This window comes from Streptomyces sp. NPDC002793 (assembly GCF_040295485.1).
Lineage (GTDB): Bacteria > Actinomycetota > Actinomycetes > Streptomycetales > Streptomycetaceae > Streptomyces.
Window position 1 is genome coordinate 1 of record NZ_JBEOVL010000064.1, and the last position, 12,867, is coordinate 12,867.

The 12,867-nt window shown below is 70.7% G+C and carries 14 protein-coding genes; 8 read left to right on the plus strand and 6 right to left on the minus strand.

What is annotated here, in order from left to right:
- The first annotated feature begins 132 nt into the window (after positions 1–132).
- On the plus strand, positions 133–993 hold the full coding sequence (locus tag ABT001_RS33295; protein WP_351285207.1) for an alpha/beta fold hydrolase: 861 nt from the start codon (positions 133–135) through the stop codon (positions 991–993).
- 13 nt (positions 994–1,006) lie between these two features.
- Here ABT001_RS33295 and ABT001_RS33300 read toward each other — a convergent pair whose 3' ends face one another.
- Entirely contained in the window at positions 1,007–1,915 is a 909-nt protein-coding gene (locus ABT001_RS33300) for an NYN domain-containing protein (RefSeq protein WP_351285167.1), read from the minus strand.
- A gap of 210 nt (positions 1,916–2,125) precedes the next feature.
- Here ABT001_RS33300 and ABT001_RS33305 point away from each other — a divergent pair, with 210 nt between their 5' ends.
- Positions 2,126–2,278 (plus strand): DUF8834 family protein, encoded by a 153-nt coding sequence (locus ABT001_RS33305; RefSeq protein WP_014154223.1) that lies wholly within the window; start codon positions 2,126–2,128, stop codon positions 2,276–2,278.
- A gap of 110 nt (positions 2,279–2,388) precedes the next feature.
- On the opposite strand, the gene ABT001_RS33310 is transcribed toward ABT001_RS33305, so the two are convergent.
- The 3 genes from ABT001_RS33310 to ABT001_RS33320 all read right to left on the minus strand — a co-directional run bounded on the left by ABT001_RS33310 (position 2,389) and on the right by ABT001_RS33320 (position 4,718).
- Positions 2,389–2,994 (minus strand): MarC family protein, encoded by a 606-nt coding sequence (locus tag ABT001_RS33310; protein ID WP_351285168.1) that lies wholly within the window; start codon positions 2,992–2,994, stop codon positions 2,389–2,391.
- A gap of 118 nt (positions 2,995–3,112) precedes the next feature.
- Entirely contained in the window at positions 3,113–3,979 is an 867-nt protein-coding gene (locus ABT001_RS33315) for a PHP domain-containing protein (protein ID WP_351285170.1), read from the minus strand.
- Between the two features lie 94 nt (positions 3,980–4,073).
- Complete coding sequence (locus tag ABT001_RS33320; protein ID WP_351285172.1) at positions 4,074–4,718, minus strand: DUF6758 family protein; 645 nt, start codon at positions 4,716–4,718, stop codon at positions 4,074–4,076.
- A gap of 156 nt (positions 4,719–4,874) precedes the next feature.
- On the opposite strand from ABT001_RS33320, the gene ABT001_RS33325 reads away from it, so the two are divergent.
- Positions 4,875–6,107: an MFS transporter gene (locus ABT001_RS33325; protein ID WP_351285173.1), complete on the plus strand. Its 1,233-nt coding sequence runs from the start codon at positions 4,875–4,877 to the stop codon at positions 6,105–6,107.
- Positions 6,108–6,199: 92 nt separating this feature from the next.
- Here ABT001_RS33325 and ABT001_RS33330 read toward each other — a convergent pair whose 3' ends face one another.
- Entirely contained in the window at positions 6,200–6,784 is a 585-nt protein-coding gene (locus ABT001_RS33330) for a suppressor of fused domain protein (RefSeq protein ID WP_351285174.1), read from the minus strand.
- A 415-nt stretch (positions 6,785–7,199) separates the two neighbouring features.
- Here ABT001_RS33330 and ABT001_RS33335 point away from each other — a divergent pair, with 415 nt between their 5' ends.
- Both ABT001_RS33335 and ABT001_RS33340 read left to right on the plus strand, forming a co-directional pair.
- Positions 7,200–8,315 carry a magnesium and cobalt transport protein CorA gene (locus tag ABT001_RS33335; RefSeq protein WP_351285176.1) on the plus strand — a complete coding sequence of 372 codons (1,116 nt, stop codon included), beginning with the start codon at positions 7,200–7,202 and terminating at the stop codon, positions 8,313–8,315.
- A gap of 24 nt (positions 8,316–8,339) precedes the next feature.
- Positions 8,340–8,858: a hypothetical protein gene (locus tag ABT001_RS33340; protein ID WP_351285177.1), complete on the plus strand. Its 519-nt coding sequence runs from the start codon at positions 8,340–8,342 to the stop codon at positions 8,856–8,858.
- 13 nt (positions 8,859–8,871) lie between these two features.
- Here the strand turns inward: ABT001_RS33340 and ABT001_RS33345 are convergent, their stop codons facing one another.
- Entirely contained in the window at positions 8,872–9,624 is a 753-nt protein-coding gene (locus ABT001_RS33345) for a hypothetical protein (protein WP_351285178.1), read from the minus strand.
- Positions 9,625–9,796: 172 nt separating this feature from the next.
- On the opposite strand from ABT001_RS33345, the gene ABT001_RS33350 reads away from it, so the two are divergent.
- From ABT001_RS33350 to ABT001_RS33360, 3 genes are all read left to right on the plus strand, one after another.
- Positions 9,797–11,071: a magnesium transporter MgtE N-terminal domain-containing protein gene (locus tag ABT001_RS33350; protein WP_351285179.1), complete on the plus strand. Its 1,275-nt coding sequence runs from the start codon at positions 9,797–9,799 to the stop codon at positions 11,069–11,071.
- Entirely contained in the window at positions 11,061–11,621 is a 561-nt protein-coding gene (locus tag ABT001_RS33355) for a DUF1003 domain-containing protein (protein WP_351285181.1), read from the plus strand. Before ABT001_RS33350 ends, ABT001_RS33355 begins: the two co-directional genes overlap by 11 nt.
- A gap of 94 nt (positions 11,622–11,715) precedes the next feature.
- Complete coding sequence (locus ABT001_RS33360; protein WP_351285182.1) at positions 11,716–12,849, plus strand: Mrp/NBP35 family ATP-binding protein; 1,134 nt, start codon at positions 11,716–11,718, stop codon at positions 12,847–12,849.
- Positions 12,850–12,867 lie beyond the last annotated feature (18 nt).

A 12,867-nucleotide genomic window follows, 5' to 3' on the forward strand; every position in this document is an offset into this window, starting at 1 on the left:
CTCCCGCCGCCCGGCGGTCAGGGTCAGGGCGAGCAGGGCGCCGGCCAGCGGGACAGCGGCGAGCACCGTCCACAGGACGGGGCCGTACGGCTGCCTGGGCGCGGTCGGACCGGCGGCGATACCCTCGGCCCCATGAGCAGGCCGCCCACCTTCACCCCGCCCCCCTGTGCCCGCGCCCGCGTGCTGCGCACCGAGCGCGGGGATTTCGCCGTACTGGACGCCGCACCGCCTTCCGGCGCGCATTCCACCGCGCTCCTGCTGCCCGGGTACACGGGCAGCAAGGAGGACTTCGTCGCGTTGCTGGAACCCCTCGCCGACGCAGGCTTCCGCGTGCTGTCCGTCGATGGCCGGGGGCAGTACGAGACGGAACGGACGGACCGTCAGGACTGCTACAGCCAGGCCGAGTTGGCGCGGGACGTGCTGGCGCAGGCCGCTGCCGTCGACGGTGCGGCCCCGACCGGCGGCATCCATCTGCTCGGGCACTCGCTGGGCGGCCAGATCGCCCGCGCGGCGGTACTGCTGGACTCCACGCCCTTCCGTTCACTGACCCTGATGTCGTCCGGCCCCGCCGAGATCGACCCGGCCCAGCAGAAGAAGGCGCGACTGCTCGGCGACGCGCTCACGCGCTGGAGCATGGCCGAGGTCTGGCAGATGATGCGCGCGATGGACCCACCCGAGGACGCGGACACCGGCGACGGAGAGGACCTGCGCCGCCGCTGGCTGCGGCACGACCCGGCGCAGCTGATCGCCACCGGCGCGCAGCTGTCGTCCGAGCCCGACCGGGTGGCCGAGCTCGCCGCCCTCTCCCTGCCCGTGCACGTCGTCTCGGGCGAGCGCGACGACGTCTGGCCGGTGCCGCTGCTCGACCGCATGGCCGAGCGGCTCGGCGCCGGCCGCACCGTGATCGAGGGCGCGGAGCACTCCCCCAACACGGCCCGGCCGGAGGAGACCGCGGCGGCCCTCGTCGCGTTCTGGAACGGAGTCCGCCCCTGATCCCCGCCCCGGGTCAGTACTGCGCCTGCAGGTGCTGCCAGAAGCCGTCGCGCAACGCCCGGCGCAGATGGGCGTGGCCGCGCAGCGAGTGCTGGAGGAGCCGCTCGGCCTCGACGAGCAGGTCCTGGTCGACCGAGCCCGGCAGATAGGGGTGCCCGGGCAGGAGGTCGGCGAGGGCGTCACGGCCGCGCGAGGAGAGCCAGCCGGCGGCGATCTGGGCGCCGACGAAGCGGACGTCGTCGCGTGCGGGCGCCGGGCTTTCGTCGTCGTACATGGTGACGGAGCGCCGGGTGACGTAGGGGCGGCAGAAGTCGAGGTCGAAGGTGCGCTGGCTGTCGACCTCCCAGAGCAGCGGCTCGGCCTGGTTGCGGCCCTCGCCCGCCTCGATGCCCCAGAGGTGGACACGGGCGCCGTAGCCCTGGGCCGCCTCGACCGCCGAGACCAGGTCCTCGTCGCCGCCGACCAGTGCGGCGTCGCTGATGGCGCGGTGCCGGGCGAGCGACTCCAGGTCCGTGCGGATGAGTGAGTCGACTCCCTTCTGCTGGTTGTTCGCGTTCAGATTGCCGAGCCTGACCTTGACGTCGGGGAGTTCGGCGATCGACTGCTGCTCGACGGTGTGGATCCGGCGCCTGGCCCCGTCGTACCAGTACACGCGCAGCAGCCTGCTGTCCGCGAAGATCGTGCGGGCCTTGTCGATGAAGGCCTCGATCAGCCCTTCCGCGTCCAGGTCGAAGGACCGGCGGTCCTCGGTGCCGGTGACGAGCAGTCCGGCCGCCGCGTAGACGTACCCCGCGTCCACGAAGATCGCGTGGGTGGAAGGGGTCTTCGACACCTCGGCGAGTACGCGCAGGAGCAGTGCGTTGGTGCGGTCCAGCTGTTCGCGGATGCCCGGCCCCTCGTCCGTCCGCGTGTCCGGGTTCATGCGGACCTCATTGTCCGCGCATGGCTGATTACCGACGGGTACTTAGACATCCAAAAAATTTCCTTAGCGTAGGGAATGTTTGCCGTGGGCAAGCCGTTGTACCCCCTGGGGAACGCGAGGCGCAGACGCCTCGTGCTCCCCGTCCTCACGGACGGCCAGCCCGTCCCCCCAGTAGTTCTCCAGCAGGAGGATCAGACGAAGGGAAGCCATATGCGCTTCGAGATCATGCGACTCGACGATGTCGACGGTACCGCCGTGGACAGCACCGTCGTGGACGCCGCCTCCGTCAACCGGATCGTGCAGCAGGCCGCAGCCATGGGCCAGCGCATCTACATCCGGCCGGCCGACACCTCGGCTTCATGACACCTTGCACTGCTCCGCGTCGCTGAACTCGAGCGCATGACGAGCTGAAGACGAAGCACCCCCGCGCGGAAGACTCGTGCGGGGGTGCTGTGGTGTCCGGGCCCGTGGGCTCAGGAGTTCTGGATGACCTGGGTGACGCCGTTGATGATCTGCTGCACGGCGATGGCCGAGAGCATCATTCCGGCGAGCCGGGTCACCAGCACCACTCCGCCGTCCTTGATCACACGGATGATCAACAGCGAATACCGCATGGCCAGCCAGAGCACCAGGTGCATCGCGACGATCGCCGCCCAGACGGAGATCTGCCCGCCGACGCCGTCCGCGTCCTGCACCGCGAGGATCACCGAGACGATCGCGCCGGGCCCGGCCAGCAGCGGCATCCCCAGCGGGACGAGCGCGACGTTCACGTCCTTGGTCTGGGTCGGTTCGTCCGTCTTGCCGGTGAGCAGGTCCAGGGCGATGAGCAGGAGGAGGAGCCCGCCCGCGATCATCAGCGCCGGCACGGAGACGTGCAGGTAGTCGAGAATCTGCTGGCCGAGCAGGCCGAAGACGGCGATGACGCCGAAGGCGACGGCGACGGCCTGGAGAGCCATCCTGCGCTGCACCTTGGCAGGGCGGCCCGCGGTGAGGGCCAGGAAGATCGGGGTGATCCCGGGCGGATCCATGATCACGAAAAGGGTGAGGAAGAGGGATCCGAAGACAGCGATGTCGAACACGGTGAGCCTTGCGAGAGAAGAGCGGGTCGAGCAGGAGGACGCACGCGGCGGCACGTCACGGGGACGCCCGGGCGTGCGGGGACACGACGAAGCGGGTGAGGGAGGGGGAAGGGCCCCGTTACGCGGGGAGCGGTCCGCCGGCGCCCGGCACGGGGAAGGCCCCCGTGGCGCGCCGGGTGATCTCGCCGTAGATCTCGGGGTCGGTGGTGTACTCCCCGAGCCGGACGGTCTTGCGGGTGCCGTGGTAGTCACTGGACCCGGTGGGAAGCAGCCCCAGGTCGGCGGCGAGCCCGCGCAGCCGGGCTCTGGTGGGCTCGTCGTGGTCCATGTGGTCCACTTCGATGCCGTCGAGGCCGGCGTCCGCCAGCCGCGCGATCACGGCTTCGGGGACGACCTCGCCCCGCTTGACCGCCAGCGGGTGCGCGAAGACCGTGACGCCACCGGCGGCCTTGACCAGCCGGACCGCGTCGAAGGGGTCGAGCTCGTGCTTGTCGGCGTACGCACGTCCGCCGTTGCCGAGCCAGGCCGAGGTGAACGCGTCGGAGACCGTGTCGACGACCCCCAGCTCCATGAGTGCCGTCGCGACGTGCGGGCGGCCGACGGAGCCGTTCCCGGCGATCCGCGCGACCTGCTCCCAGGTGACCGGGACGCCCAGCTCCTGGAGCCGTCGCACCATGGCCTGCGCCCGCGGCACCCGGTCGTCCCGGACGAGCTCGCGCTCACGGGCGAGTTCGGGCTCGGCGGGGTCGAAGAGGTAGGCGAGCATGTGCACGCCGACGCCGTCGACACGGCAGGAGAGCTCGGCGCCCGTGACGAGCGTGAGCCCCTCGGGGAGGGCGGCCGACGCCTCCGCGTGGCCCCCGACCGTGTCGTGGTCGGTCAGGGCCACGACATCGAGGCCCGCCGCGACGGCGTTGGCCATGAGTTCGGCGGGGGTGTCCGTGCCGTCCGAAGCCGTGGAGTGGGTGTGCAGGTCGATGCGCACGACGCGTACTCCATTGCGGGCCGACGGACGGGGGACGCTCCAGGATAACCGCCGGGCCGCACCCTCACGGCCCTCGGCCGGGAGCAGGGAGGGGTCAGGGCGGCGTGAGCAGCCGGGGGGTCAGCGCTCCGCACGGCAGCAGGTCCACTTCCCCGCCGGCGTCGCGCAGATCGGTCAGCACGAGTTCGTCGTACATCAGGAGCCCGGACTGTTCGGGCCAGACGATCGCCCAGAGCCACATGCCACGCGCCTCACCCGCGAAGACCGCACGGTCGGCGGGGGCGTCCTTGACGTGCCAGAGGGCGGTGGGGCGTCCCGCGGCGAGCACCTTGGTGTCCGGTGCCGCGTCGACGCGGAGGCCGGAGCCGGGGTCGGGGCCGTCGATGCCGGCGTAACGCGCGCCGAGCCCGACGCCCAGCTCCTCGGCGACGAGCAGCAGTTCGCCCATGCCTCCGAGCGGGCCGGGGCCCGAACACGCCACGGCGGTGGCACGGCCGCCACTGCGGTCGTCGCCCGCGTACGCCGCACCCGTGAACAGCCAGCCCACGGGGAGCGGCCAGGGCATCCACACCGGAACCCGGGCCCGGTGCACCACCACGCCCAGCGCCTCGACGCTGGGCGGGACCACCGGCTGCATCGGACTCACCTGGCCGTGCGTGGAGCACTGCCAGGCATCGGCGAAGAAGCCGGGCGCCCTGACCCGGCCACCGCACTTCGGGCAACTGGGTTCGCCCCTCATAACGCCCAACGGTCCTCCCCGGCCGTCGCCGCGTCAAGGACGATCACCCGCTCGCGGCACGGCCCTGACCGGCAAAAATACATGTAGCTTGCATTTATTAGTTCGTCTAACTTATTCTGTGTATAACGCAACGATCTAGCGGAGAGTGAGAGAGCCATGCGGGGAGAGGATCCGTTCGACGAAGGGACGACCAGCATCCTGCGTCAGCCGAAGGCCGTCTGGGCCACGGCGGGCGCATCGGTCGTGGCCTTCATGGGGATCGGCCTGGTGGACCCGATCCTGCCGTCCATCGCCGAGGGACTCAGGGCCACGACGGGCCAGGTGTCCCTGCTGTTCACCTCGTACTTCCTGATCACCGCGATCGCGATGCTCGTGACCGGCTTCGTCTCCAGCCGCATCGGCGGGCGCAAGACCCTGCTGGCCGGCCTCGCGCTGGTCGTCGTCTTCGCCGCGCTCTCCGGCACGTCCTCGTCCGTCGCCCAGCTGGTCGGCTTCCGGGCGGGCTGGGGCCTGGGCAACGCCCTGTTCGTGTCCACCGCTCTCGCGGTGATCGTCGGCGCCGCCGCCGGCGGCAGTTCGTCGGCGATCCTGCTGTACGAGTCGGCACTCGGCCTCGGCATGGCGTGCGGGCCCCTGGTCGGCGCCCTGCTCGGTGACGCCAGCTGGCGCTACCCGTTCTTCGGCACCGCCGTGCTGATGGCCATCGGATTCCTCTGCATCACCGCGTTCCTCAGGGAACAGCCCAAGCCGGCCCGGAAGACCTCGCCGCTCGACCCGGTCAGGGCCCTCGGCCACGGCGGGCTGGCCTCGGTCGCCGCATCGGCGTTCTTCTACAACTACGCGTTCTTCACGATCCTGGCCTTCACACCGTTCGTCCTGAACATGTCCCCGTACAGGTCGGGGGCCGTGTTCTTCGCCTGGGGCCTGCTGCTCGCCGTCTTCTCGGTGCTCGTCGCGCCACGTCTGCAGCGGCGCTTCGGCCCGCTGAGGGTGGTCGGCGGCTCCCTGGTGCTGCTCGCCGCGGACCTGGTGGTCCTCGGATACGGCAGCCACACGACGGCCATCGTCTGCACCATCGTCTCGGGCGCCTTCATCGGCATGAACAACACCGTCTACACCGAACTGGCCCTCGGCGTCTCGGACGCCCCGCGCCCGGTGGCGAGCGCCGGATACAACTTCGTCCGCTGGTTCGCCGCGGCTGCGGCCCCCTACCTCGCCCCGAAGATCGAGGGGTGGAGCGACATCCACCTGCCGTTCGTCGTCGCCGCCGTCGCGGCGCTGGTCGGCGCCGCCGTCGTGTGGGTCCGGCGCTCGGCACTGACCCACGAGGCGGAGGAACTGGAACCGCGCCACGCCACGGAGGACGGCGTCACGGTCTTCGCCCGCTGAGCGCCGGCTTCTCGGCGTGCTGCCTCCCCCTACCGGCCCCACCCGCGGTTCCCCCTCCTGGCCGCGCGGCGGGGCTGCCCCCGTCCGGTGGGTCAGTCCAGCGGCACGGACGCGCGCAGCGGATCCCGCAGGTCCGTCCCGTGCGTGAGCCAGCGCTCCTGGAGCTCCTGCGCGCCCCTGACACGCTTCCAGGCGGCCTCGTTGTGCGTCATCGGCAGCAGCGGCAGGAAGCGCACCGGGTCCATCGGGGGGGCCGGCTGCAGGTCCTCGACCAGGCCGCCGGGCTCGGCGACCAGGACGGAGCTGAAGGGGGCCCCGGCCCACAGCGGCTGCCCGAGGTCCAGCGATGCCCCGGGGGTCACGATCAGCCCCTCGACCTGCGGCGAGGCCGCGAGGACGGCGAGGGGCCGCAGCACCTGGTCGGTGTCGGCGAGCCCCACCCGCACGGACAGGACCAGTTCGGCGCGCGGGCCCTTCACGGGGTCGGCGAGGGGGGACGTCGGGTCGGCCATCGGCTGGGCGGACATACCGAGCGTGGCGTAGCGCACCACATCGCCGTCGATGAAGCGGAGCACCTCGATGCGGTCCGTGCCGAGGAACGTCACATCGGCGCGCGCGTCCGGCTCCCCCAGCGCCGTACGGAGCCGGGCCTCGACCAGATCAAGAATTTCTCCCATGCCGCGAGCATAGAACGCGTAGCGAACGGGCAAAGGAAGGGATTGGCTCCTCACCTGGCTGATAGCCTGGGGCGTCGGTCGGGACAGCACGCAGAAGCGTCGCTCTCAGTCCTGACAACACGTGATCCCCTACGGGGGACCGGCCGGAGGAGGTGGGGCTGCGGTGGATCCAAGTCGACCGTGCAGTACCAACCGCCCTTCCGCACAACGCCTTCCTTCTGTGATCTGACGCCCCACCCGGACGTCACCACGGCAGTTCGCGCACCGGAAGAGCCCCTCGTTTTTGCCTGTCTGTAGCGAACGCCGTCATCGTGCCCGCGCGGTGCCGCCCGCTTTGCGGACGTGAGCGCACGTCCCCATTCCGGGCAGTTCCACGTGTCCACCGCCGACGGCCCTCCGTGAAGAGGAGCCAGCCATGTCGATGATCCGTGACCTGCGCGCCGCCGTGCGCCCGTCCCAGCGCAAGAGCAACACCCCGTACAGCAGCTACGACGCCACCCGTGACCCGTCCGCCTCCAGCGCCGTCGTCGACTGCGCGGTCTACCGGGGCGGGCGCCGGGTCACCGAGGCCTCCTGCCAGACACCACGCGAGGCGATGCTGCGCGTGCGGGAGGAGGGCGGCTTCGCCTGGATCGGGCTGCACGAGCCGACGGAGGAGGAATTCGCGGGTATCGCAAGGGAGTTCGGACTGCACCCGCTCGCCGTCGAAGACGCGGTCCACGCCCACCAGCGGCCGAAGCTGGAGCGGTACGACGACACGCTCTTCACCGTCTTCAAGACGATCCACTACGTCGAGCACGCCGAACTGACCGCGACCAGCGAGGTCGTGGAGACCGGCGAGGTGATGTGCTTCACCGGGCGGGACTTCGTGATCACCGTCCGGCACGGCGGACAGGGGTCGCTGCGCGCCCTGCGCCACCGCCTCCAGGAGGATCCCGAGCTGCTCGCCAAAGGGCCGTCCGCCGTGCTGCACTCCATCGCCGACCACGTCGTCGACGGCTACATCGCGGTGGCGGCCTCGGTGCAGGACGACATCGACGAGGTGGAGATCGACGTGTTCTCCACTCCCGCCAAGGGCAGCGCACGCGGATCGGACGCGGGCCGGATCTACCAGCTGAAGCGCGAGGTGCTGGAGTTCAAGCGGGCCGTGTCGCCGCTGCTGCGGCCGATGCAACTGCTGAGCGAGCGTCCGATGCGGCTGATCGACCCCGACATCCAGAAGTACTTCCGTGACGTCGCCGACCACCTGGCCCGGGTGCACGAGGAGGTCATCGGCTTCGACGAGCTCCTGAACTCGATCCTCCAGGCCAATCTGGCGCAGGCGACCGTCACGCAGAACGAGGACATGCGCAAGATCACGTCCTGGGCGGCCATCATCGCCGTACCGACGATGATCTGCGGCGTCTACGGCATGAACTTCGATCACATGCCGGAACTGCAGTGGACGTACGGCTATCCGATGGTGCTGGCGCTCATCGGTGTCGTCTGCTTCTCCATCCATCGCATCCTCAAGCGCAACGGCTGGCTCTGAGGGGCTCTCCCCTAGAGTTCACCCATGACTGCTGCTGACGTGTCGCTTGCCCGGGCTCTCGTCGAGGAGGCCACCAAGAAGTCCGGCCTCATCTGGGTGCGGGGCACCGGGCCCTCCCGGGCGTTGTGGCACGTGTGGCACGAGGGCGCCGCTGTGCTCGTCGGGGACGGCCCCGGGGAGCAGCCGCTCCCCGCCGGTCTCGACGCCGGTGCCGCCGCCGAGGTGACCGTACGCAGCAAGGACAAGGGCGGCCGGATCGTGGCCTGGACAGCCGCCGTCACGGTGCTGGAACCGCGCTCCGAGGAGTGGGAGGCGGCGGTCGGCGAGCTCAAGGGCAAACGGCTGAACGCCCCGGACGCCGAACAGCTGACGGAACGCTGGGCCCGTGAGTGCCGGGTCGTACGGCTGACGCCCGGCGCCACCCGCACCGACCTGCCGGACACCTCTCTGGCCGCGCGGCCGCTGCCCACCGGGGCGACCACGCGGCGGACGGCCCCGGCCGCGCTCCCCCGGCTGCTGCTGAAGCGCCGCGGGAAGCGCTGACCGGCCGGCTCCGTCAGCCGGAGGTCCTGGGAAGCTCGCCGCCGTAGTCCACGGTGTCGCCCTCGGCCGGCTCCTCCAGTTCGAAGGTCTGGCCCCAGTCGGCGAGGGTGACCGTGCCGCCACCTCCGCCGCGGGCGACCCGAAGGGGGTACGGGGTGCTTTCGAGGGAGACGTGCAGGGTGCCCCCCTCACCCTTTCCGCCCATGATCTGCACGGTGCGCACCCCGCCGATCGTGTCCCGGTCGCCCTTGTTGATCTTCCCGTGCAGTGCGAGCAGCCCGTCGAGCAGCGTGTCCTTCTCCGTGAAGCCACGCATCTGCTGGTAGGTGGGGTCGTCCTCGGGGACCTTGACGTACTTGTTCCGGAGCTTGTCGGCGGCCTGGTCGCTCTCGTCGTCGGCCTTGTCGTCCTTCCAGAAGCCCGCGTCGGCCTTCAGGTAGAGCTCGTCGCCGATGCGCAGCAGATCGAAGGTGTTCTGCTCCGAGACGACCGATCCCGTGCCGCCCTCACTGCTGAGCTGCATGTTCAGGGTGTACGTCCCACCCTTGCTGACCAGTTTGCCCGTGAGCCGCACCGCGTCCGCGGCGTCGGCCGCGGCCCGTGTCTTCTTGTCGATCTGCGCGGCGGTCAGTTTGCCGACGCCGTTGGTCCCCTTGTCCGGGTCCTCTCCTGCGCAGGCCGTGAGCGCGACCGTGAGTCCCGCGCAGAGCACCACGGCGGAAACGGTCCGGCGACGGGTCCGGACGGCAGGGGCGGAAGAGGTCACTGGCGCACTGCCTCTCATCTGTGTGTCGGAGGATGGCAGACGGCAGCGTACCCGTGCCGCGTACGCCGTTCGGCAGAGCGCCGTACGGACGGTCCGCCCGGGCGTCCCGGACCGGTACGGGCTAGCCTGATCACGGCGCAGGAGGACATGAGGGGCGGAGGGAGACGCGAGGATGGCGGCAGGCACTCCCAGGGTTTTCGTCTCCCACCTCTCCGGCGTACCGGTGTTCGACCCGAACGGTGATCAGGTCGGCCGGGTCCGGGACCTGGTGGCGATGCTGCGGGTCGGCGGCAGGCCCCCGCGGCTGCTCGGCATGGTCGTCGAGGTCGTGAGCCGGCGGCGCATCTTCCTGCCGATCACCCGCGTGACGGGGGTCGAGTCGGGCCAGGTCATCACCACCGGTGTGGTCAACATGCGGCGCTTCGAGCAACGCCCGACCGAGCGACTCGTCCTCGGCGAGTTCCTTGACCGGCGGGCGCGCCTCGTCGAGACGGACGAGGAGGTGACCGTCCTCGACGTCGCCATCCAGCAGCTCCCGGCCCGCCGTGACTGGGAGATCGACAAGTTCTTCGTCCGCAAGGGCCGGGGCGGGGCGCTGCGCCGCAAGGGCGAGACGCTGACCGTGGAGTGGTCGGCCATCAGCGGTTTCTCGCTGGAGGAGCAGGGACAGGGTGCCGAGAGCCTGGTGGCGACCTTCGAACGGCTGCGCCCCACCGATGTCGCCAACGCCCTGCACCATCTGTCGCCCAAGCGCCGGGCCGAGGTCGCCGCGGCCCTGGACGACGAGCGGCTCGCCGACGTCCTGGAGGAGCTCCCCGGTGACGACCAGGTGGAGATCATCGGCAAGTTGGAGGAGGACCGCGCCGCGGACGTCCTGGAGGCGATGGACCCGGACGACGCGGCCGACCTGCTCTCCGAGCTGCCGGAGGCGGACAAGGAACGGCTGCTGGCCCTGATGCGGCCGGACGATGCCGCAGACGTACGGCGCCTGCTGGCGTACGAGGAGCGGACCGCGGGCGGGCTGATGACGACCGAGCCGATCATCCTGCGGCCCGACGCGACCGTCGCGGACGCGCTGGCCAGGGTCCGCCAGCAGGACCTGTCGCCCGCCCTGGCCGCGCAGGTGTACGTCTGCCGGTCGCCGGACGAGACCCCCACCGGCAGGTATCTGGGCACCGTGCACTTCCAGCGGCTGCTGCGGGACCCGCCGTTCACCCTGGTGAGCTCGATCGTCGACAGTGATCTCGTGCCCCTGACGCCGGACACCCCGCTGCCCGCCGTGACCAGCTATCTGGCCGCGTACAACATGGTCTCGGTGCCCGTCGTGGACGAGAGCGGATCGCTGCTGGGCGCGGTGACCGTCGACGACGTGCTGGACCACCTGCTCCCCGAGGACTGGCGTGAGACCGACTTCCAGGGCGAGGAGGGGATCGCCGGTGGCCGCTGAGGACCGCGCGAGGACCGCGCCGACGGGAGCCTCGGGCATCGTGCGCCCGCCGCGCCCCCGCCTCGACCAGCCGAAGGCGCCCCGGCGCCGGCTGCTGCCCGAGTACGACCCCGAGGCGTTCGGCCGGTTCTCCGAGCGCATCGCCCGCTTCCTGGGCACCGGACGGTTCATCGTCTGGATGACGCTGATCATCATCCTCTGGGTGGTGTGGAACATCTTCGCTCCGGAGGAACTCCGGTTCGACCAGTACCCGTTCATCTTCCTGACGCTGATGCTGTCCCTCCAGGCCTCCTACGCCGCCCCGCTCATCCTGCTCGCGCAGAACCGCCAGGACGACCGCGACCGGGTCACCCACGAACAGGACCGCAAGCAGAACGAGCGCTCGATCGCGGACACCGAATTCCTCAGCCGGGAGATCGCCGCGCTCCGGATGGGCCTCGGGGAGGTCGCCACCCGGGACTGGATCCGCTCCGAGCTGGAGGCCATGGTGAAGGACATGGAGGAGCGCCGGATCCTCTCCCGGGTCGAGAGTGACGAAGGCGACCGCTGAGTGGCTACCCACGCGTAGCCCTCGGCGCCGTTCCCTCCCGTCGCCCGCCACCACCCTTCCGAGGAGCGTTGCGCGCGCACCGTACTATCGAGGTATGGCTACGGAAGATGCGGTGCGCGAAGCGCTGGCGACAGTGAACGACCCGGAGATCCACCGCCCCATCACCGAGCTGGGCATGGTGAAGTCGGTCGAGATCGATCCCGACGGTGTGGTCGCTGTCACCGTGTATCTCACGGTTTCCGGCTGCCCGATGCGCGAGACGATCACCAAGAACGTGACCGACGCGGTGGCCCGCGTCGAGGGCGTGTCACGGGTCGAGGTCACGCTCGACGTGATGAGCGACGAACAGCGCAAGGAGCTCGCCTCGTCCCTGCGCGGCGGCACGGCCGAGCGCGAGGTTCCGTTCGCCAAGCCGGGTTCACTGACCCGGGTCTACGCGGTGGCGTCCGGCAAGGGCGGCGTCGGCAAGTCCTCGGTGACGGTGAACCTCGCGGCGGCGATGGCGGCCGACGGCCTCAAGGTCGGTGTGGTCGACGCGGACATCTACGGACACAGCGTGCCCCGGATGCTCGGCGCGGACGGCAAGCCCACCCAGGTCGAGAACATGATCATGCCGCCGTCCGCGCACGGCGTGAAGGTGATCTCCATCGGCATGTTCACCCCGGGGAACGCCCCGGTGGTGTGGCGCGGCCCCATGCTGCACCGCGCGCTGCAGCAGTTCCTCGCCGATGTGTACTGGGGCGACCTGGACGTCCTGCTGCTCGACCTGCCGCCGGGCACCGGTGACATCGCGATCTCCGTGGCACAGCTCGTGCCCAACGCCGAGATCCTGGTCGTCACGACCCCGCAGCAGGCCGCCGCCGAGGTGGCGGAGCGGGCCGGTTCCATCGCCGTGCAGACCCACCAGAAGATCGTCGGTGTCGTCGAGAACATGTCGGGCATGCCGTGCCCGCACTGCGACGAGATGGTCGACGTGTTCGGTTCGGGCGGCGGGCAGCGGGTCGCCGACGGGCTGACGAAGACGGTCGGCGCCGAGGTCCCGGTGCTCGGGTCCATCCCCATCGACCTGCGCCTGCGTGAGGGCGGGGACGAGGGCAAGCCCGTCGTCCTGTCCGACCCGGACTCCCCGGCGGGCTCCGCGCTGCGCTCCATCGCCGAGAAGCTGAGCGGCCGTCAGCGCGGCCTGTCCGGGATGTCGCTGGGTCTCACCCCGCGCAACAAGTTCTGACCGTCGGACGGGTGGGGG

Excerpts from the sequence above, each read along its gene's own strand:
- ABT001_RS33335 (WP_351285176.1), top strand. The coding sequence starts at position 7,200 with ATGTCGATGATCCGTGACCTGCGCGCCGCCGTGCGCCCGTCCCAGCGC.
- ABT001_RS33305 (WP_014154223.1), top strand. The coding sequence starts at position 2,126 with ATGCGCTTCGAGATCATGCGACTCGACGATGTCGACGGTACCGCCGTG.
- ABT001_RS33340 (WP_351285177.1), top strand. The coding sequence starts at position 8,340 with ATGACTGCTGCTGACGTGTCGCTTGCCCGGGCTCTCGTCGAGGAGGCC.
- ABT001_RS33300 (WP_351285167.1), bottom strand. The coding sequence starts at position 1,915 with ATGAACCCGGACACGCGGACGGACGAGGGGCCGGGCATCCGCGAACAG.
- ABT001_RS33295 (WP_351285207.1), top strand. The coding sequence starts at position 133 with ATGAGCAGGCCGCCCACCTTCACCCCGCCCCCCTGTGCCCGCGCCCGC.
- ABT001_RS33360 (WP_351285182.1), top strand. The coding sequence starts at position 11,716 with ATGGCTACGGAAGATGCGGTGCGCGAAGCGCTGGCGACAGTGAACGAC.
- ABT001_RS33330 (WP_351285174.1), bottom strand. The coding sequence starts at position 6,784 with ATGGGAGAAATTCTTGATCTGGTCGAGGCCCGGCTCCGTACGGCGCTG.
- ABT001_RS33325 (WP_351285173.1), top strand. The coding sequence starts at position 4,875 with ATGCGGGGAGAGGATCCGTTCGACGAAGGGACGACCAGCATCCTGCGT.
- ABT001_RS33350 (WP_351285179.1), top strand. The coding sequence starts at position 9,797 with ATGGCGGCAGGCACTCCCAGGGTTTTCGTCTCCCACCTCTCCGGCGTA.
- ABT001_RS33320 (WP_351285172.1), bottom strand. The coding sequence starts at position 4,718 with ATGAGGGGCGAACCCAGTTGCCCGAAGTGCGGTGGCCGGGTCAGGGCG.